The following is an 18,736-nucleotide window of genomic DNA, read 5'->3' on the forward strand; positions in this document are numbered from 1 at the left end:
GCGGCGCCCCGCACCGGCCTCGCCCCGTGCTGAGCGCCGGCTACGTCCTGCGCCGCGTCCTCCAGATGGTGCCGACGCTCGTCTTCATCCTGGTCGTCACCTTCGTGCTGGTGCGGCTGCTGCCGGGCGACCCGCTGAGCGCCATCGGGGGCGATCACGTCACGGACGCCCAGGTGGCGCAGGCCCGGGCCGCCTACGGGCTCGACCAGCCGCTTTTCGCCCAGTTCCTGCTCTACGTCCGCCGCGTCGTCACCGGGGACCTCGGCCGGTCCATCGTGGTGCAGGTGCCGGTGTGGTCGCTGGTGGGCGAGCGCCTGCCCCCCACCATGCTGCTGTCCGGCATGGCGGTCGCCATCGGGGTCGGCCTCGCGGTGCCGCTCGCCTTCGCGTCGGCGCTGCGGCGCGGCCGTGCCACGGACCTCGCCATCCGGGCGGGCGCCCAGGTGGGCCTGTCCATGCCGGTCTTCTACATCGGCCTCGTGCTGCTCACGGTCTTCTCGGCGCATCTGCGCTGGTTCCCGGTGGGGGGCTACGGCGACGGCTGGGGCGACCGCGTCTACCACCTGTTCCTGCCGGCGCTGACGCTGGGCGTCAGCCTCGCCGCCGTGCTGATGCGCAGCCTGCGCGCCGCCATCGTCGACGTGCTGGGCGCCGAATACGTGGATTTCGCCCGCGCCAAGGGGCTCCCGACGCGCGTCATCCTGCTGCGCCACGTGCTGCGCAACGCCCTCATCTCGACGCTGGCGCTGCTCGGCCCCACGGTGGGCTCGCTGCTCGGCGGCGCCGTCATCACGGAATCGGTCTTCGCCATCCCCGGCGTCGGCCGGCTGATGATCGAGAGCATCTACGGGCGCGACTACCCGGTGATCCAGGGGCTGACGCTGTCGCTCGCCGTGACGGTGTCGCTGGCCTTCCTGGTGACGGACCTGATCCAGGCCTCGCTCGACCCGCGGGTGGCGCGGTGACGGCCGCCGAAGACCTGCTGTCACGGCGGCGGCCCGCGCCGCGGCGCTTCCGCCCCCCGTCCCTGCCGCGCCCGTCCCCGGCGCTGGCGGGCGGCCTCGCCATCCTGGCCGCCCTCTTGGTGCTGGCGCTGGTGCCGGGCCTCGTCGCCCCCTATGCCCCGGCGGCCTTCGACTATCGCGCCATCCTGAAACCCCCGTCCTTCGCCCACCCCTTCGGCACGGACAATTTCGGGCGCGACATCCTGTCCCGCACGGTCTGGGCGACGCGGGTCGACCTGCAGATCGCCCTGTTCGGCACGCTGGTCCCGGTGGTGTTCGGCACGCTGGCGGGGGCGGTCGTGGGCTATTACGGCGGCTGGGTCGAGGCGCTGTTCGGCCGGGTGGTCGACGCGGTCGTGACCTTTCCGTTCCTGGTGCTGGTCATCGCCATCGTGGCGGTGCTGGGGCCCGGGCTGTTCAACCTCTACATCGCCGTCAGCGTCGTCGGCTGGGTTTTCTATGCCCGCATCGTGGCGGCGGGCGTCGCGCTGCAGCGCCGGCTCGACTATGCGGCGGCGGCCCGCGTCATGGGCTATTCGACGCCCCGCATCGTGCTGCGCCACCTGCTGCCCAACGCGGTCTCGGCCGCGATCGTCTATTGGATGACCGACATGGCGCTGTGCATCCTGCTCGGCTCGAGCCTCGGCTATCTCGGGCTCGGCGCCCAGCCGCCGACGGCCGAATGGGGCGTGCTCATCGCCGACGGCAAGAACTACATGAACACCGCCTGGTGGATCTCGATCTTTCCCGGCGTCGCCATCGTCCTGGCGGGGCTCGGCTTCAGCCTGCTCGGCGACGGCCTCGCCGACCTGCTGCGGCCGAAGCGATGACGGGGGTGGCGGACACCCGCCCCGGCGCCCTCGCGGTGCGGGGCCTCAGGACCGTCTTCGCCTCGCCGGCGGGCCCGCTCACGGCCGTCGACGGCGTCGACCTCGACCTCGCGCCGGGCGAGATCCTGGGCCTCGTGGGCGAATCGGGCTCGGGCAAGAGCGTCACGCTGCGCTCGCTGCTGCGCCTCGTGCGTCCGCCGGGCCGCATCGCCGGCGAGGTCCTGTGGGGTGGGCGCGACCTCCTCGGCCTGCGCCCGGGCGAGCTGCGCCGGGTGCGGGGCCGCGAGATCGCCACCGTGTTCCAGGAGCCCATGACGGCGCTGAACCCCGTCCTGACCGTCGGGCGGCAGATCGACGAGAGCCTGCGGGCCCATACCGGGCTCGACGCGCGCGGCCGCCGTGCCCGCGGCGTCGACCTGCTCGACCTCGTCGGCATCCCGGCCCCGGCCACCCGCCTCGCCGACTACCCGCACCAGTTCTCCGGCGGCATGCGCCAGCGCGCCATGATCGCCATCGCGCTGGCGGGCGAGCCCCGGCTGCTGCTCGCCGACGAGCCCACGACGGCGCTCGACGTCACCATCCAGGACCAGATCCTGAAGCTCATCCTGGCGCTGCGGGCGCGGCTCGGCATGGGCGTGATCCTGGTCACGCACGACCTCGGCGTCGTGGCGCAGAGCTGCGACCGCGTCGCCGTCATGTATGCGGGGCGCATCGTCGAGACCGGCCCGGTCGCGGCGCTCTTCGCCGAGCCGCGCCACGCCTATACGCGCGGGCTCATCGGCTCGGTGCCGCGGGCCGGGGGCGAGCGACGCCCGCTGCTGTCCATCGACGGCACCCCGCCCGGCCTCGGGGCGCGGCCGGCGGGCTGCGCCTTCCATCCCCGCTGCGGCTTCGCCACCGACGCTTGCCGGCGCGAAGCGCCGCCCCTCGCCGCGGTGGCGCCTGGCCGCGAAGCGGCTGGCCGCGAAGCGCCTGGCCGCGAAGCGGCCTGTTGGCACCACGCGGCCGTGGCGGCCGCCGGCATCGAAGCGCCCGTCCCGGAGCCCGCATGAGCGCCGCGCCCCTCCTGTCGCTCGAGGACGTCGTGGTGCGGTTCCCCCTGCGCCGCACCGTGATGGACCGCCTGGCGCGACGCCCGGCCCGGGCCGTCCATGCGCTGAACGGCGTGCGGCTCGACCTCCACCGCGGCGAGACGCTGGGGCTGGTCGGCGAATCCGGCTGCGGCAAGTCCACCCTGGCGCGGGCGGTGGTGCGGCTGCTCGACCCCGACGACGGCCGCGTGCGCTTCGAGGGGCAGGACATCGCCGGGCTCGTCGGCGCGGCCCGCCGCGGCTTCAACAAGCGCGTCCAGATGGTCTTCCAGGACCCCTACGGCTCGCTGAACCCGCGCATGACGGTGCGCCAGGTGCTGCACGAGGCCCTGTCGGTCCACCGCATGCGGCCGCGGGCCGCCATCCCGGGGCGCATCGCCGAACTCCTCGACCTCGTGCGCCTGCCGCCCGACAGCGCCGACCGCCTGCCGCACCAGTTCTCGGGCGGGCAGCGCCAGCGCATCGGCATCGCCCGGGCGCTGGCGGTCGAGCCCGACCTGCTGGTCGCCGACGAACTCGTCTCGGCGCTCGACGTCTCGGTCCAGGCGCAGGTGGTGAACCTGCTCCTCGACCTGCAGGGGCGGCTCGGCCTCACGGTGCTGTTCGTGGCCCACGACCTGAGGCTCGTGCGCCACATCTCGCACCGCGTCGCCGTCATGTATCTCGGCTCGGTGATGGAGGTGGGCGACACGGAAGCGCTGTTCTCGGCGCCCCGCCACCCCTACACGCGGGCGCTGCTCGACGCCGCACCCGACCTCGACCCGGCGCGCCGCACCGCGGTGGCGGCGGCCCGCGGCGAACTGCCGAGCCCCCTCGCCGTGCCGTCGGGCTGCCCCTTCCACACCCGCTGCCCCCACGCCTTCGACCGCTGCCGCACCGAACGCCCCGTGCTGGCGCCGCGCGGCCCGGCGGGCCGCGCCGCCTGCCACCTCGAAGGCTTCGGCGCACCGGCCTGAGGGCGGGGTCCGGACCGGCTCCGCGGCCGAACCGTGCTAGAAACGCCGCCGGAACGGCGAGGGGAGGGGACGGCCATGAAGATCCGCGAGTTCGGCGTCGAGATCTGGATGAACCGCCACGAGACCGACTGCGCGCTGAACCTCGCCGAAACCTGCGTCGAGTCCCTGACCGTGGCCGAACTCCTCGCCATGGCGGGCAAGACCGAGACCATCCTGGCCGAACTGCTGCCCCTGAAGCTCACCTACGGCGCGATCGAAGGCAGCGCGCGCCTGCGCGGGCTCATCGCCGACCTTTACGCGGCGCAGGGTCCCGACAACGTCGTCGTCACCCACGGGGCGATCGGCGCCAATGCCCTGGTGTACAGCGCGCTGGTCGAGCCGGGAGACCGCGTCGTGCCGCTGCTGCCCACCTACCAGCAGCATGCGTCGATCCCGCAGAGCCTCGGGGCGGACGTGCAGGCCCTGTGGCTGCGCGAGCAGGACGGCTTCCTGCCCGACCTCGATGCACTGCGCCGCCTGGCGGTGCCGGGCACCAAGCTCATCGCCATCAACAACCCCAACAACCCGACCGGGGCGCTGATGGACGTCGCCCTGCTGCGGGAGGTGGTCGGGATCGCCCGCGGCTGCGGGGCCTGGCTGCTGTGCGACGAGGTGTACCGCGGCACCGACCAGGAGGGCGACGGCACGATGGCATCGGTCGCCGACCTCTACGAGAAGGGGATCAGCACCGGCAGCATGTCCAAGACCTTCTCGCTGGCGGGCCTGCGCCTCGGCTGGATCGCGGCGCCGCCGGCGCTGATCCGGGCCGTCGGCATCCACCGCGACTACAACACCATCAGCGTCGGCGTGCTCGACGACCATTTCGCCGCCATCGCGCTCGAGCACCGCGACAGGATCCTGGCGCGCAGCCGCGCCATCACGCGCCGCAACCTCGCGATCCTCGACGGCTGGGTGACGCGGGAACGGCTGGTGTCGTGGGTGAAGCCGCGGTCCGGCACGACCGCGCTGCTGCGCTACGACCTGCCCGTCCCCTCGGAGGCGCTCTGCCTGAAGCTGCTGGAGCGCACCGGCGTGCTGCTGACCCCGGGCAGCGCCCTCGACATGGAGGGCTGCCTCCGCATCGGCTTCACCAACCCCGAGGACGCGCTGCGCGAGGGCCTCGACCGCCTGGCGACCTTCCTGCGCGAGGAGCGGGCGGCGGTCGGGGCCGCCTGAGCCGGCCCAAGCCCAAGCGGAGCGAGCCGGAGCTCAGGAAGGCGAGCTGACGGCCGCATCGGGGGCGGCCCGCAGCAGCATGCCGAACAGGTCGCGCGGCTCGTCGGGGTCGGCGACGAGGTCGAGGTCCTGGGCGAGGCCGGTGCCGGCGAGGCGGTCGCGCAGGTAGCGCAGCGCCGAAAAGTCCTCGATGGCGAAGCCGACGGAATCGAACAGCGTGATCTGCCGGGCATCGCGCCGGCCCGGCTCGTGGCCCGCCACGACGCGCCACAGGTCGCGCACGGGATGGTCGGCCGGCAGTTGCTGGATCTCGCCCTCGATGCGGGTCTGGGGCGCGTATTCGACAAAGATCTCGGCGCGGCGCAGCACGTCGGCCTGGATCTCGGTCTTGCCCGGGCAGTCCCCGCCCACGGCGTTGATGTGGACGCCGGCACCCACGTGGTTGTCGCCCAGCACGGTGGCGTTGCGCTTGTCCGCCGTCACCGTCGTGATGATCTCGGCCCCCTCCACGGCTTCGGCCACGCTGCCGGCGGCCGCGATGGCGAAGCCGAAGCCCGCGAGGTTGCGGGCGCATTTGCGCGTGGCCTCGGGATCGACGTCGTAGAGCCGCAGGCGGTCGACGCCCAGCACGGCCTTGAAGGCCAGCGCCTGGAACTCCGCTTGGGCGCCGTTGCCGATCAGCGCCATGGTGCGGGCCCCGGCGGGCGCGAGGTGGCGGGCCGCCATGGCGGAGGTGGCGGCGGTGCGCAGCGCCGTGAGGATCGTCATCTCGGACAGCAGCACCGGATAGCCCGAGCGGACGTCGGCCAGCATGCCGAAGGCCGCGACGGTTTGGCGGCCGTGGCGCCCGTTGCCGGGGTGGCCGTTGACGTATTTGAAGGCGTAGAGGCTGCCGTCGCTGGTGGGCATCAGCTCGATCACGCCTTCGCCGCTGTGCGAGGCGAGCCGGGCCGTCTTGTCGAACTGGTCCCAGCGCCGGAAGTCCTCGGCGACCGCGTCGGCGAGGTCGACCAGCACCCGTTCGATGCCGATGCGGTGCACGAGCCGCATCATGGCATCGACGCTGACGAAGGGGACGAGGTTCATGAGGACGCCGGCTCCGGGCCGGACCCGCAGCGGGCCCGGTCCAGCATAGGAGCGTCGCCCCGGCGGAGTGAACCCGCCAGATTGGCAGATCGGCAGGGGCGGTCTACCAGTTCGGTCGGGCGGATCGCGCGGAACGGCGGCCATGGACGACATCGACCGGAGCCTCGTCACCATCCTGCGCCACGACGGGCGCCGCTCCATCTCGGACATCGCGCTCGCACTCGGCCTGTCGCGGGCGACGGTACGGGCCCGCATCGCCCGCATGGAGCGTGACGGCGACATCATCGGCTACACGGTGATGCTGCGGGCCGACGCCGGCGCCATGCCGGTGCGCGGCCTGACGCTGGTCGAGGTCGAGGGCCGGCGCACCGCGCAGGTGATCGACGCCCTGGCGGGCTTCCCGGAGGTCGGCGCCGTCCACACCACCAACGGCCGGTGGGACCTCGTCGCCGAGATCTCCGCCCAGAGCCTCACCGACCTCGACGGCGTGCTGCGCCGCCTCCGGCTCATCCCGGGCATCACGGGTTCCGAGACGAGCCTGCTCCTCGCCACGCCGCGCAGCACGCGGGCGAGGCTGTGAGGCGCCGCCGACCTCAGCCGGCCGCCACCTTGCGGACGTCGGGCGCGGTGCGCAGTTCGCCGACCGGCAGCGTGTTGGCCACCGTCTCGCCGAAGGGCCCGGAATTGCGCGCCCGGCCGCGGTCGATGCCGGTGGTCGCGCGGAGCGGCAGCTTCGGGAAGACCAGTTCGGCGAAGCGGTAGCATTCCTCGAGATGCGGGTAGCCCGACAGGATGAACCGGTCGATGCCGAGCGCCATGTACTCCCTCATGCGGGCCGCCACCTCGTCGGGGTCGCCGACCAGGGCGGTGCCGGCGCCGCCGCGCACGAGGCCCACGCCGGCCCACAGGTTCGGCGCGATCTCGAGCCTGTCGCGCCGCCCCCCATGCAGCGCCGCCATGCGCCGCTGGCCGACGCTGTCGTAGCGGGCGAAGACCTTCTGGGCCTTGGCCACCGCCTCGTCGTCGACGTAGCGGATCAGGTCCTCGGCGGCGGCCCAGGCCTCGCGCGACGTCTCGCGCACGATGACGTGCAGCCGGATGCCGTAGGAGAAGCTGCGGTCGCGCGCCGCCGCGGCGCGCTTGGCGTCGGCGATCTTCGCCGCGACATCGGCGGGCGGCTCGCCCCAGGTGAGGTAGGTGTCGACGTGGTCGGCGGCGACCCTCATGCCGGCCTCCGAGGACCCGCCGAAATACAGCGGCGGGTGGGGCGACTGGACGGGCGGGAACAGCAGCCGCCCGTTCTCGATCCGCAGGTGTTCGCCGTCCCGGGTCACGGTTTCGAGGCCGAGCAGGCGCCGGTAGATGTCGAGGAACTCGTCCGTCACGGCATAGCGGGCATCGTGCGGCAGGAAGATGCCGTCGCCCCTGGCCTCGACGGGATCGCCGCCCGTGACGACGTTGATGAGCAGGCGGCCGTTCGAGATGCGGTCGAGCGTCGCCGTCATGCGGGCCGCGACGGCGGGCTCCTGCAGCCCCGGCCGCACCGCCACGAGGAAGCGGAGCCGCTCGGTCAGCGGCACCAGGGACGAGGCCACGACCCAGGAATCCTCGCAGGACTGGCCGGTCGGCAGCAGCACGCCGAAATAGCCGAGCTCGTCCGCCGCCCGGGCGACCTGGGCGAGGTAGCGATGCGTCACGTGGCGGGCGCCGGTCTCGCTGGCGAGGTGGCGCCCGTCGCCGTGGGTGGGCAGGAACCACAGGACGTCGGTCTCGGTGGCGGGGGCGGGAAGGTCGAGGTCGGGGAAGGCGCTCATCGTCATGGGTCTCGTCGAGGGTTCGGGGAGGGAGGGCGGCGGGCCCTCCCGACAGGATGGCGTCAGGTGCCGGGCTTCCAGACCGCCGCGCCGACGTCGAGCGGCTTGGGGATGAGGCGCAGCTGCAGGAAGGCGTCGGCCTCGGCCTGCTGGCCGGCCGTCACCTCCGGGGTGAGCGGCGCGACCCCGTGGGCCTGCCGGGCGAGCGCCACCGCGACCACGGATTTCGGCAGCCGGACGGCCTCGGCCAGTTCGGCTGCGGCCTCGTCCGGATGGGCGGCTTCCCAATCGTCGACGTCGCGGACCGCGTCGACGATGGCGGCGACGACATTGGGCTCGGCCTTGGCGAAGCCGGCGGCCGCCAGGTAGAACTGGATGTTGCCCACCAGCCCCTCGCCGGTCGCCAGCGTGCGGGCGCCGGTCGCCGCCTGGGCCGCCGCCAGATAGGGGTCCCAGATGGCCCAGGCGTCGACGGCGCCGCGCTCGAAGGCCGCACGGGCATCGGCGGGGGCCAGGAACACCGGCGTGATGTCGCCATAGGCGATCCCCGCCTTCTCCAGGGCCTTCACCAGCAGGAAATGCACGTTGGAACCCTTGTTCAGCGCGACCCGCTTGCCCTTGAGCCCGGCGAGCGAGGCGATGGCGCTGTCCTTCGGCACCAGGATGGCCTCCCCCGCCGGCGCGGGCGGCTCGGCGGCGACGTAGACGAGGTCGGTGCGGCCGGCCTGGGCGAAGATCGGCGGCGCGTCGCCGGTCTGGCCGACGTCGATGGCGCCGGCCCGGACGGCTTCGAGGATGGGCGGGCCGGAGGGGAACTCGGCCCACGCGGCCGTGAAGCCGAGCGGCTTCAGCCGGGCGTCGAGGCCGCCGTGCTGCTTCAGCAGCAGGAAGTTGCCGTACTTCTGGTAGCCGATCCGCACGGAACGCTCGGCCGCGCCGGCGGGGGAGGGGGCGAGGAGGGAGGCGGCGAGGAGGGAAGCAGCGGCGACCGGCAGGCCGGCCAGCAGGAGGGGACGCGATATCGGCATGGGACGGGCACTCGCGATGGCACCGCGCCGGGGTCGCCGCGGTCAGTCCGACATTGAAATTGACTTTGTCTACGGATTTAGTCAACATTCAATGCGCCGGGATGTTCCATGACGCGTGCCGGCCGCCGGAGGTCGCGCAATGCAGGGCAGCATGTCGGAGGTGGAGCGGCGGGCCGCGCCCCCGACCGGGGGAGGATCGGCGTCGCGGGCAGCGGCGCCGGGACGGACGGGCGCCGCCGCGGCCGGGCGCCTGGGGCGGTCGCGCCATGCGGGCTGGCTGCTGCCGGCCGCCGTCGTGGCAGCCTGGCAGGTCGCGAGCAGCGCGGGCGTGCTGTCCGATGCCGTCCTGCCCGCCCCCTCCGCCGTGGCGGCGGCGGGCTGGCAGCTGACGCGCTCGGGAGAGTTGCCGCACCACATGGGCGTGAGCTTCCTGCGCGCCGTGGCGGGGCTGGCGGTGGGCGGCAGCATCGGCTTCGCGCTGGGCCTCGCCAACGGCCTGTCCCGGCTCAGCGACCGGCTGACCGACACGACGCTGCAGATGGCGCGCAACGTGCCCCATCTCGCCCTGATCCCGCTCGTCATCCTGTGGTTCGGCATCGGCGAGGAGGCCAAGCTGGTCCTGGTCGCGCTCGGCGTCTTCTTCCCCGTCTACGTCAACACGCTGCACGGCATCCGCACCGTCGACCCGAAGCTGATCGAGATGGGGCGGTGCTACGGCATGACGCGCTTCGCGCTGTTCCGGCGCATCGTCCTGCCCGGCGCCCTGCCGTCCGTCTTCGTGGGCCTGCGCTTCGCGCTCGGCGTCATGTGGCTGACGCTGATCGTCGCCGAAACCATCGCGGCCCAGTCCGGCATCGGCTACATGGCCATGCAGGCGCGCGACTTCCTGCAGACCGACGTCATCGTGCTGGCCATCGCCATCTATGCGGCGCTGGGCAAGCTCGCCGACGGGGTGACGCGGTCTCTCGAACGGCGCTGCCTCGCCTGGCACCCGGCGTTCCGCGCATGAGCGGCGCCGGATTGCCCGTGACGGCGCGGGGCCTCGCCCGCGGCTTCGGCGGCCCGCCCGTGCTGCGCGGCCTCGACCTGCACGTCCCGGCGGGGCAGTTCCTCGCCGTGGTGGGGCGCAGCGGCTCCGGCAAGAGCACCCTGCTGCGCCTGCTCGGCGGGCTCGACCGGCCCGATGCCGGGCGGGTGACGCGCGGCGGCGGGGACGAGGCCGCCGACGCCCGCACCCGCGTCATGTTCCAGGAGCCCCGCCTGCTCCCCTGGGCCTCGGTGCTCGGCAATGTCGCGGTCGGGCTCGGGGCGAAACCCGGGCCGGACGGCGAGGCCCGGGCGCGCGAGGCGCTGGAGCGCGTCGGCCTCGCCGAACGCGCGTCCGAATGGCCCGAAGGCCTGTCGGGCGGGCAGAAGAGCCGGGTCGCCCTGGCGCGGGCGCTGGTGAGCCGCCCCGGCCTGCTGCTGCTCGACGAGCCGCTCGGCGCGCTCGACGCCCTCACCCGCATCCGGATGCAGGGCCTCGTCGAGGCGGCGTGGCGGCGGGACGGGTTCACGGCCCTGCTGGTCACCCACGACGTGTCGGAGGCCGTGGCCCTGGCCGACCGCATCGTGCTGATCGACGGGGGCGCGGTGGCGCTCGACTTGGCAGTCGACCTGCCCCGACCGCGCCGCCGCGGCAGCGGCGCCGCGCTCGAAAGCGCCATCCTCGATCGCCTGCTCGACCCCTCCGCCCGCCCCGCGTCCTGAGCGGGCCGGTCCCCTCCGGCGCCGCCGCGACGGCGGGGCCGTCACAGGACGATCTGCAGCTTCACGTCGCCGGGGCGTCCCTCGGCGGCGCGCTCGAAGGCCGCGACGCTGTCGTCGAAGGGGAAGGTTTCGGTGATGAGCGGCTTCAGGTCCACCTTGCCGGAAGCGATCATGGCCAGCGCCCGGTCGAACACGTTGGCGTAGCGGAACACGGTCTCGATGCGGATCTCCTTGGCGGCGATCGACGACACGTCGAACCGCACCGGCTCGACCGGCATGCCGATGAGCACGAGGCAGCCGCCGGGCCGCAGCAGGGCCTGGATGCCGTCATAGGCGCGGGGGGCGCCGCTGGCCTCGAAGACGACGTCGGCGCCCCAGCCGCCGGTGGCGGCGGAGACCGCCTCGGCCAGCGAGGCTTCGCGGATGTCGACCGGGGTGACGCCGGGGTAGCGGCCCGCGATGGCGAGCTTCTCGGCCATGAGGTCCGACACGAGGACGCGCGAGCAGCCCCCGGCCAGCGCCGCCAGGGCCGTCATGATGCCGATGGGGCCGGCCCCCGTCACCACGGCGGTGTCGCCGGGCTGGATCCTGGCCTTCACGGCGGCCTGCAGCCCCACGGCGAAGGGTTCCACCATGGCGCCTTCCGCGAAGGACACGCCGTCCGGCAGCCGGTAGGTGAAGGCGGCCGGGTGCACGACCTCGGGGGTGAGCACGCCGTGCACCGGCGGCGTGGCCCAGAAGACCACGTCGGGGTCGACGTTGTAGAGGCCGAGCTTGGAGGCGCGCGAGGCGAGGTCCGGCACGCCGGGCTCCATGCAGACGCGGTCGCCGGGCTTCAGGCCCGTGACGCCCGTGCCGACCTCGACGACCGTGCCGGCCGCCTCGTGGCCCAGCACCATCGGGCTTTCCACCACGAAGGAGCCGATGCGGCCGTGGGTATAGTAATGGACGTCGCTGCCGCAGACCCCCACCGTGTGGATGCGGATCCGGACGTCGCCGGGCCCCACCGTCAGCGGCAGGTCGATGTCACGCAGCTTCAGCTCGTGCTGGCGTTCGAGGACGAGGGCGCGCATGGGTCGGCTCCGATCAGTTGACGAGGAAGCCGCCGTCCACCGGCAGGTCGATGCCGTTGACCATGGCGGCGTCGTCGGACAGCAGGTAGGCGATGGCGGTGGCCACTTCCACGGGCTGCACGAAGCGCCCCAGGGGGATGCGGGACAGCATCGGCCCCGCTTTGGCGGGGTCGCTCCAGGCCTTTTCGGCCATGGGCGTCAGCGTGACGACGGGGTGGACGCCGTTGACCCGGATGCCGCGGCGGCCGAGCTCGTTGGCCATGACGCGCGTCAAGGCGTCGAGCGCGCCCTTGGAGGCGCAATAGGCGGCGTGGTCGGCGAAGCCGATGAAGGACGAGATGCTCGACACGTTGACGATGGCGCCTTTGGCGCCGCGCTCGAGGACGCTGCGGGCATATTCCTGCGCCACGATCAACGGCGCCCGGCAGTTGACCGCCATGATGGCGTCGAAGGTCTCGACCGACAGGTCGAGGACGCTGTCGAGCTCGGTGGTGCCGGCGCAATTGACCAGGAGGTCGACCGGCATGGCGTCGCGGGCGGCGGCGCGCGTCGCCGCGGCGTCGGCGAGGTCGACCGCGATCGTGCGGCAGCCGAGTTCGGCCCCGAGCGCGTCGAGGTCGGCCGAGGCGCGCCCCAGCGCCACCACGGTGGCGCCGCGCTCGGCCAGGAGCTTGGCGGTGGCCCGGCCGATGCCCTTGCCGGCCCCCGTCACCAGGATCGATCGTCCCGCGAACATCATGACGTGATTCTCCCTGCCATCAGAGCGCCCGGCCGTCGGCGTCGAAGAGATAGGCCTGGGCCGGGTCGAAGCCGACCGAGAAGGTTTCGCCCTTGCCCAGCATCCGCCGCCCCGGCACCTGCAGGCTCACGGTCTCGCCGGTGCGCGTCTGCCCGTGGATGAGCGTGCTGCCGCCGAGGCTTTCCGACAGGTCGGCGGTGAGGCCGATCCGGGCGCCGCCGCCCTCGAGCGCGAGGTGCTCGGGGCGCAGGCCCAGCGTGACCTCGGCGCCGGGCACGAGCGCCGCAGCCGTGCCGTGCCGCGCGACGCGCAGCGGGGCCGCCAGGGCGGGATGGCCGACCGTGACGCCCGCGGCGTCGGCGCTTTCCAGCCGGCCCTTGAGGAAGTTCATCTTGGGCGAGCCGATGAACCCCGCCACGAAGGTGTTGGCGGGCCTGTCGTAGAGGTCCTGCGGGGCGCCGATCTGCTCCACCACGCCGCCGCGCAGCACCACGATGCGGTCCGCCAGCGTCATGGCCTCGACCTGGTCGTGCGTGACATAGACCATGGTGACGCCGAGTTCGCGGTGCAGCCGCGCGATCTCCACCCGCATCTGGGCGCGGAGCTCGGCATCGAGGTTCGACAGCGGCTCGTCGAACAGGAACAGCTTCGGGTGGCGCACGATGGCCCGCCCGATGGCGACGCGCTGGCGCTGCCCGCCCGACAGCTGCCGCGGCCTGCGGTCGAGCAGGGGCTCCATCTGCAGGATGCGCGCCGCCTCGGCCACCTGGCGGTCGATCTCGGCCCGGGGCACCTTCGCCATCTTGAGGCCGAAGGCGATGTTCTCGCGCACGCTCATGTGGGGGAACAGCGCGTAGCTCTGGAACACCATGGAGACCTGGCGCTTGGCCGGCTCGGTCTGGGTGACGCGCGCGCCGTCGATGTAGACGTCGCCGCCCGACACCTCCTCGAGCCCGGCGATCATGCGCAGCAGGGTGGACTTGCCGCAGCCCGACGGGCCGACGAAGACCACGAACTCGCCCTTCTCGGCCGCGATGTCGACGCCCCGGATGATGGACACGGGGCCGAAGCGCTTCTCGATCCGTTCGAGACGCAGGTAGCTCATGACGGTGTCCTCGACGATGTCACTTGGTGGCCCCCATGGTGAGGCCCCGGACCATGTGGCGGGACACCAGCAGCGCGAAGATCGTGACGGGCAGCACGATGACGGTGCCGGTGGCCATGATCTTTCCCCACGGCAGCTCGTAGCCCGACATGAAGCTCGTCGCCACGACGGGCGCGGTCTGCACGTCGCGGCGCGTCAGCACCAGCGCGTAGAGCAGCTCGTTCCACGAGAAGATGAAGCCGAAGATGGCCGAGACCGCGATCCCCGGCAGGCCGAGCGGCAGGTAGATGCGCCAGAAGATGGCGAACTGGCTGGCGCCCTCGAGCCGCGCCGCCTCCTCCAGCTCCTTCGGGATCGACCGGAACTGGTCGGTGGCGATCCAGATGACGATCGGCAGGATGAAGGTGATATAGACCAGGATCAGCACGAGATGGGTGTCGAGCAGGCCGAGGTTGCGCGCCAGGATGTAGATCGGCAGCGCCAGCACGATGGGGCTGACGAAGCGGTTGGAGATGAACCAGAACCACAGGTCGGACTTGCCGCGGAAGTCGTAGCGGGCGAGCGCGAAGGCGGCGGGCGTGCCGAGCAGCACCGACAGGCCGGTGCTGAAGACCGCCACGATCAGCGAGTTGACGACCGCGTTCACCACCTTCTGGTCGGCGAAGACGTCGGCGTAGTTGGCGAGCGTCGGGGTGAAGAGCCACACCGGCGGCGAGGCCAGGAGGTCGCTCTGCGTCTTGAACGAGGACGACACCATCCAATAGGTGGGGAACACCGTGACGGCGAAGACCGCGAGCAGGCCGAGGCCGTGCAGCAAGCGGCCGGCGGAGCGGGACGGCATCACTCGATCTCCCGGTAGAAGAAGCGGATGTAGACCCGCGCCAGCACGATGGTGATGACCAGCAGTAGCAGCGCCTGGGCCGAGGCGACGCCGAGGTCGAACACCCGGAAGCCGACGCGCTGGATGTAGATGGAGATAAGTTCGGTGGCGGCGCCCGGGCCGCCGCGCGTCATGGTGAAGACCACGTCGAAGAGCTTGAGCACATCGGCCGAGCGCAGGATCAGCATGGCGGTGAAGCCGGGCAGCAGGTAGGGCAGCTGCACGTGGGTGAGCAGCGCCCAGCGGCTCCCGGTCTCGAGTTGGGCCGCCTCCTCGATCTCGACCGGCACCATCGACAGGCCCGACAGGAAGATCAGCGCGCAGAAGGGCGTCCACTGCCACACGTCCATGATGCAGATGGCGGCGAAGGCGCCGTTGACGTCGCCGAGCCAGTCGAAGGCCGGGAAGCCGAAGAGCCCGATGAGGCTGTTGGCGACGCCGAAGTCGCGGTTGAAGATCAGCCGCCCGAGCAGGCCCACCACGGCGTAGGTGGTGGCGAGCGGGATCACGAGCGACACCCGCGTCAGGGCGCGCAGGAAGTCGAGGCCCGGCCGGTGCAGCAGCAGGGCGATGCCGAGCCCGAAGGCGATCTCGAAGGGCAGGGCGACGCAGAAGAAGGCGCCGGTGCGGCCCAGCGTCTGCCAGAAGGTCGGGTCGGTCAGCACCGTCGCGTAATTGGCGAGGCCCACGAAGGGGAAGCCGTCGCGCACCCGGGCGATGTTGTACTGGCGCAGCGACGTGACGAGCGCGAAGAGCGTCGGGTAGATGCCGATGGCGAAGAGCGCCACCACGGCCGGCAGCAGGAACCAGAGCGGCGTCAGCCGGCCGTAGCCCGGATGGGCGCGCGGCGGTTTCGGCACGGGGACGTCGGTCACGCGGGGGCTCCGGACAGGGACGGCTCGGACGTCGTTAGAAGGCTCGGACTTGGCAAACGGACAGGACTTGGCCTCGATGCCCCCCGGGACCGCCGGGGACGTCCGCTTCGGCTCGGCGAAGAGGACGTTCGTTCACGGAGTCCCAGGGGCTGTCGGCGGGCGGGGGTCGGGTCACCGTCCCCCGCCCGGGGGACCGGATGCCGCCGCTACTGCAGCAGCTTCTTCTTGCCGTCGTAATAGCCGTCCTTCTGCAGCACGGCTTCCATGCGGGTGCCGATCTCCTTCGAGCCCTGCTCGACCGAAACCTCGCCCAGCATGATCTTGGAGCCGAATTCCGCGACGATCTCCGAGATGGCGGGCCAGGACGGGAAGCGCGGGCGGAACTCCGGCACGCCCTTCTGCCAGGAGGCCACCATGGGCTCGACGAAGGAATAGTGCGCCCGGATGGCGGGATCGTCGTAGACGGCGGTCCGGCCCGACACGCCGCCGGCCTCGACGTAGGGCTTGGCGATGGCGTCCGACGTGGCCCACTGGATGAAGATCCAGGCGGCCTTCTGCACCTTCTCGGGGGCCTGGCTGGCGACGGCGAGCGAGAAGCCGCCCAGCGCCGGCAGGCGCCCGGCCGGGCCGGCGGGCTCGGGCGCGACGCCGAGGCAGTCGCCGAGCTTGGAGGTCTTGGGATCGGTCAGGGTCGGGTAGAAGGCCGACCATTCGGTGATCATCGCTACCTGGCCCTGCGCCAGCGCATTGACCGATTCCGCATGGTCCCAGCTGACGATGCCGGGCGGCATGTACTTCATCAGCTTCTGGCGGAAGTCGAGCCCGGCCTGGCTCTCCTTGCTCATCAGGTTGGAATGAAAGGTCTTGTCGAGGAGCGAGCCGCCGAACGGCCACAGCATGCGCATGAAACTGTCGGCCGACTGCGTTTCGCCGCGCAGCGACTGCAGCGCGTAGCCATACTGCTTCTTGGCGGGGTCGGTCAGCTTGGGCGCATAGGTGGTCATCACCTCGTCCCAGGTGGCCGGCGGCTTGTCGAAGCCCGCGCTCTTCAGCATGCACTTGTTGTAGAACAGCAGGCCCGAGTAATTGTCGAACGGCAGGCCGTAGGTGGTGCCGCCCCAGGTGCCGAAGGCGTCGAGCAGGAGGGGGAAGAAGCCCTTGAGGTTCAGGTTGGGGTCGGTGATGCTGGCGTCGCCCGAGAACTTCGAGACGGGCTGGATCCAGCCGTTTTCGGCGAACTCGCCGATCCACACGAGGTCCACGAGGGCGATCGACAGGTCTCCCTGGCCGTTGAAGTTGAGGACTTCCTTCTCGCGCGTGTTCTCGTAGGGGACGATCTCGTAACTGACCTTGATGCCGGTCTGCTTCTCGAACTCGGGCAGGAGCTTGATGATGGCGCGATAGCCCGGCCGATCGAGGAAGATCACGTGGAGTTCGGTGCCCTTGTAGGGGGCGGCGGCCTTGGCGATGTCCCAAGCCTCGGCCTTGGCGGGCGCGGGCCCGAGCGCGGCGGTGGCCAGAGCCAGCGCCACAGCGCCGGCGGCGTGTCGAAGCAACCTCATGGTTCGCCCTCCCGTGATCGATCTGTTCAACGTCGACCTCGGCGGCGAGTGTAAGGGCGGCGGCGGCGCGGTCTAGCGGTCACCAAGCGCCGGACCGGTGATATCTTGCATGCTGCAGCGCAGCGAAGACTTGCCGAAACCTAAGACGCCGCAAGACAGCATCGGCCCGGGCCGTCGCCCGCCGCCGGGGCCCGCCGGCGGTTGCGGGCCAGCCGCCGGTAGGCGGAGGGGGTCAGGCCGCGCTGCAGGCGGAAGACGCGGTTGAAGTTCGACACGTTGCCGTAGCCGATCTCGAAGCAGACGTCGGTGACGGGCAGGTCGGTCTCCGACAGGAGCTTGCAGGCATGGCCGATCCGCAGTTGCGCCAGCATGTCGGTGAAGCTGTTGCCGCAGGTCTTCTTCAGGAAGCGCGAGCAGGCCCATTCGCTCATGCCGAGGTGGCAGGCGAGGTCGCCGAGGCGGATGTCGGTGCGGAAGTTCTCGACGATGAAGCCGGAGGCCGCGGCGGCGGCGTCGAGCGCGCGATGGTCGGTGCTGGGCGTGAAGCCGTCGGAGGACAGGAACTGCCGCTCCCCGCCCGACGCCAGCGTCCGGAGCAGCCGCAGGAACAGGGCCAGCCGGTCGAGCCCGGCGGCGCCCTCCATGGCCTCCATCAGCTCGGCCCCCCGGCGCCGCGTTTCGCCGTGGAAGGCGAGGCCGCGGGCCGCTTCCGTCAGCAGCCGGTCGATCTCCGCCATCTCGGGCAGGAGGGCGGCGGCGGCGCGCAGGCGCCCCGGCAGGAACTGCACCACGATGTCGCGGCCGCGGATCACCTCGCCGGGGCGCGTTGGCGTGACCCAGTCGTGCGGCAGGCCGCCGCCCACCAGGGCGAGATGCCCCGGCTCGAAGGCCCCGATATGGTCGCCGACCAGCGCCACCCCGGCAGCGTGGCGCACGAGGTGGATCTCGATCTCGGGGTGGACGTTCCAGACGTTGCGTTCCCACGGGTAGTCGTCGCAACGCCACAGGAAGGTTTCCGCTTCCCCGGTGACCACGCGTTCGTAGACCGGCGTGCCGGCAGCACGCCCCGAAGCCTCCACGCTGCCGCGGCGGCGCCCCTCGCTCCTCACCCCGCCCCTCCCGCCGGCCGTTCCGAGCGGCCGCTGCGGCATGGTGGACCGGGGCCGGCGCCACGTCCAGCCCGCCGACGGCGTGGTGGTGTTTCAGTTCGGATTTCTTGAGTGAGGTCGTGATCGGCCTCTCACGAAGAGCGGGATCGCATACCCGCCAAGCAGTATCGGCTTCTCCGAGTCGCCTTGGCAAATCCAAGCCAATCGAACTGCTCTCGATTCGAGGTTGGAGCGAATTCGTTGAAGGCAAAAGTGCTATACTGCGTCAGATGAAGGGCACGCCGCAACGGCAGAAGCTCTTGGAAAATTGTTGAAACTGCTCTAACAACGCATCGGCAGGACGGTCGATACATCGAGTCCACAATGCCTTTTCGATATGCCTTTGCTGTGGTTCGTCTCATCTCTGAGCTTTGCCTATTCCTTCATCTCCAGCCTATCCAAAGGGGAGGGTCGATCGCAGGGCGCGTCGACGTCAGTCCTCACCGGAATAACTTCAGACCTCCCTATTGTTTCGCTATTGTTCCGTGTCTGGTAGTGACAGGCTTGTGTCACGTCACTTCGAGGCCTTCTTCAATGCGGCAAGACATGATCCATGTTCGCGTCGACGTTCCGGTCACCAC

At 71.7% G+C, this 18,736-nt stretch carries 18 protein-coding genes; 8 read left to right on the forward strand and 10 right to left on the reverse strand.

Annotation, left to right across the window (positions count from 1 at the left end; all coding sequences use genetic code 11):
• Window positions 1–26 precede the first annotated feature (26 nt).
• The 5 genes from D3272_RS11970 to D3272_RS11990 all read left to right on the forward strand — a co-directional run bounded on the left by D3272_RS11970 (window position 27) and on the right by D3272_RS11990 (window position 5,096).
• On the forward strand, window positions 27–965 hold the full coding sequence (locus tag D3272_RS11970; protein ID WP_245496515.1) for an ABC transporter permease: 939 nt from the start codon (window positions 27–29) through the stop codon (window positions 963–965).
• Window positions 962–1,834 carry an ABC transporter permease gene (locus D3272_RS11975; protein ID WP_245496516.1) on the forward strand — a complete coding sequence of 291 codons (873 nt, stop codon included), beginning with the start codon at window positions 962–964 and terminating at the stop codon, window positions 1,832–1,834. Before D3272_RS11970 ends, D3272_RS11975 begins: the two co-directional genes overlap by 4 nt.
• The gene (locus D3272_RS11980) at window positions 1,831–2,886 is read left to right on the forward strand and encodes an ABC transporter ATP-binding protein (RefSeq protein ID WP_129219411.1); all 1,056 of its coding nucleotides are present in this window, start codon (window positions 1,831–1,833) and stop codon (window positions 2,884–2,886) included. Before D3272_RS11975 ends, D3272_RS11980 begins: the two co-directional genes overlap by 4 nt.
• A complete protein-coding gene (locus D3272_RS11985; protein WP_129219412.1) occupies window positions 2,883–3,881 on the forward strand; it encodes an ABC transporter ATP-binding protein in 999 nt (332 codons plus the stop codon). Before D3272_RS11980 ends, D3272_RS11985 begins: the two co-directional genes overlap by 4 nt.
• 75 nt (window positions 3,882–3,956) lie before the next feature.
• On the forward strand, window positions 3,957–5,096 hold the full coding sequence (locus D3272_RS11990; protein ID WP_129219413.1) for an aminotransferase: 1,140 nt from the start codon (window positions 3,957–3,959) through the stop codon (window positions 5,094–5,096).
• 33 nt (window positions 5,097–5,129) lie between these two features.
• Here D3272_RS11990 and D3272_RS11995 read toward each other — a convergent pair whose 3' ends face one another.
• The gene (locus D3272_RS11995; protein ID WP_129219414.1) at window positions 5,130–6,182 is read right to left on the reverse strand and encodes an ornithine cyclodeaminase; all 1,053 of its coding nucleotides are present in this window, start codon (window positions 6,180–6,182) and stop codon (window positions 5,130–5,132) included.
• A 142-nt stretch (window positions 6,183–6,324) separates the two neighbouring features.
• Between D3272_RS11995 and D3272_RS12000 the strand changes: the two genes are divergently transcribed.
• Window positions 6,325–6,762 carry an Lrp/AsnC family transcriptional regulator gene (locus D3272_RS12000; RefSeq protein WP_129219415.1) on the forward strand — a complete coding sequence of 146 codons (438 nt, stop codon included), beginning with the start codon at window positions 6,325–6,327 and terminating at the stop codon, window positions 6,760–6,762.
• A gap of 13 nt (window positions 6,763–6,775) precedes the next feature.
• Here the strand turns inward: D3272_RS12000 and ssuD are convergent, their stop codons facing one another.
• Both ssuD and D3272_RS12010 read right to left on the reverse strand, forming a co-directional pair.
• Window positions 6,776–7,996: an FMNH2-dependent alkanesulfonate monooxygenase gene (gene ssuD / locus D3272_RS12005; RefSeq protein WP_207210197.1), complete on the reverse strand. Its 1,221-nt coding sequence runs from the start codon at window positions 7,994–7,996 to the stop codon at window positions 6,776–6,778.
• A 62-nt stretch (window positions 7,997–8,058) separates the two neighbouring features.
• Entirely contained in the window at window positions 8,059–9,024 is a 966-nt protein-coding gene (locus D3272_RS12010) for an aliphatic sulfonate ABC transporter substrate-binding protein (protein ID WP_129219417.1), read from the reverse strand.
• 139 nt (window positions 9,025–9,163) lie between these two features.
• Here D3272_RS12010 and ssuC point away from each other — a divergent pair, with 139 nt between their 5' ends.
• Both ssuC and D3272_RS12020 read left to right on the forward strand, forming a co-directional pair.
• A complete protein-coding gene (gene ssuC / locus D3272_RS12015; protein WP_245496517.1) occupies window positions 9,164–10,033 on the forward strand; it encodes an aliphatic sulfonate ABC transporter permease SsuC in 870 nt (289 codons plus the stop codon).
• Window positions 10,030–10,773, forward strand: coding sequence for an ATP-binding cassette domain-containing protein (locus D3272_RS12020; protein ID WP_129219418.1), 744 nt, complete (start codon window positions 10,030–10,032; stop codon window positions 10,771–10,773). Before ssuC ends, D3272_RS12020 begins: the two co-directional genes overlap by 4 nt.
• Window positions 10,774–10,814: 41 nt before the next feature.
• On the opposite strand, the gene D3272_RS12025 is transcribed toward D3272_RS12020, so the two are convergent.
• The 7 genes from D3272_RS12025 to D3272_RS12055 all read right to left on the reverse strand — a co-directional run bounded on the left by D3272_RS12025 (window position 10,815) and on the right by D3272_RS12055 (window position 18,116).
• Window positions 10,815–11,846, reverse strand: a complete 1,032-nt coding sequence (locus D3272_RS12025) for an NAD(P)-dependent alcohol dehydrogenase (protein WP_129219419.1) — start codon at window positions 11,844–11,846, stop codon at window positions 10,815–10,817.
• Between the two features lie 13 nt (window positions 11,847–11,859).
• Window positions 11,860–12,585, reverse strand: a complete 726-nt coding sequence (locus D3272_RS12030; RefSeq protein WP_129219420.1) for an SDR family oxidoreductase — start codon at window positions 12,583–12,585, stop codon at window positions 11,860–11,862.
• A gap of 19 nt (window positions 12,586–12,604) precedes the next feature.
• Window positions 12,605–13,690 (reverse strand): ABC transporter ATP-binding protein, encoded by a 1,086-nt coding sequence (locus tag D3272_RS12035; RefSeq protein ID WP_129219421.1) that lies wholly within the window; start codon window positions 13,688–13,690, stop codon window positions 12,605–12,607.
• 19 nt (window positions 13,691–13,709) lie between these two features.
• Window positions 13,710–14,531 (reverse strand): carbohydrate ABC transporter permease, encoded by an 822-nt coding sequence (locus tag D3272_RS12040; RefSeq protein ID WP_129219422.1) that lies wholly within the window; start codon window positions 14,529–14,531, stop codon window positions 13,710–13,712.
• Window positions 14,531–15,445 carry a carbohydrate ABC transporter permease gene (locus tag D3272_RS12045; protein ID WP_129219423.1) on the reverse strand — a complete coding sequence of 305 codons (915 nt, stop codon included), beginning with the start codon at window positions 15,443–15,445 and terminating at the stop codon, window positions 14,531–14,533. Before D3272_RS12045 ends, D3272_RS12040 begins: the two co-directional genes overlap by 1 nt.
• 206 nt (window positions 15,446–15,651) lie before the next feature.
• The gene (locus D3272_RS12050; protein ID WP_129219424.1) at window positions 15,652–17,007 is read right to left on the reverse strand and encodes an ABC transporter substrate-binding protein; all 1,356 of its coding nucleotides are present in this window, start codon (window positions 17,005–17,007) and stop codon (window positions 15,652–15,654) included.
• A gap of 140 nt (window positions 17,008–17,147) precedes the next feature.
• The gene (locus tag D3272_RS12055; RefSeq protein WP_245496518.1) at window positions 17,148–18,116 is read right to left on the reverse strand and encodes an AraC family transcriptional regulator; all 969 of its coding nucleotides are present in this window, start codon (window positions 18,114–18,116) and stop codon (window positions 17,148–17,150) included.
• Between the last annotated feature and the right edge of the window lie 620 nt (window positions 18,117–18,736).

The organism is Lichenibacterium ramalinae (genome assembly GCF_004137085.1).
In the GTDB taxonomy this organism is placed as follows: Bacteria; Pseudomonadota; Alphaproteobacteria; order Rhizobiales; family Beijerinckiaceae; genus Lichenihabitans; species Lichenihabitans ramalinae.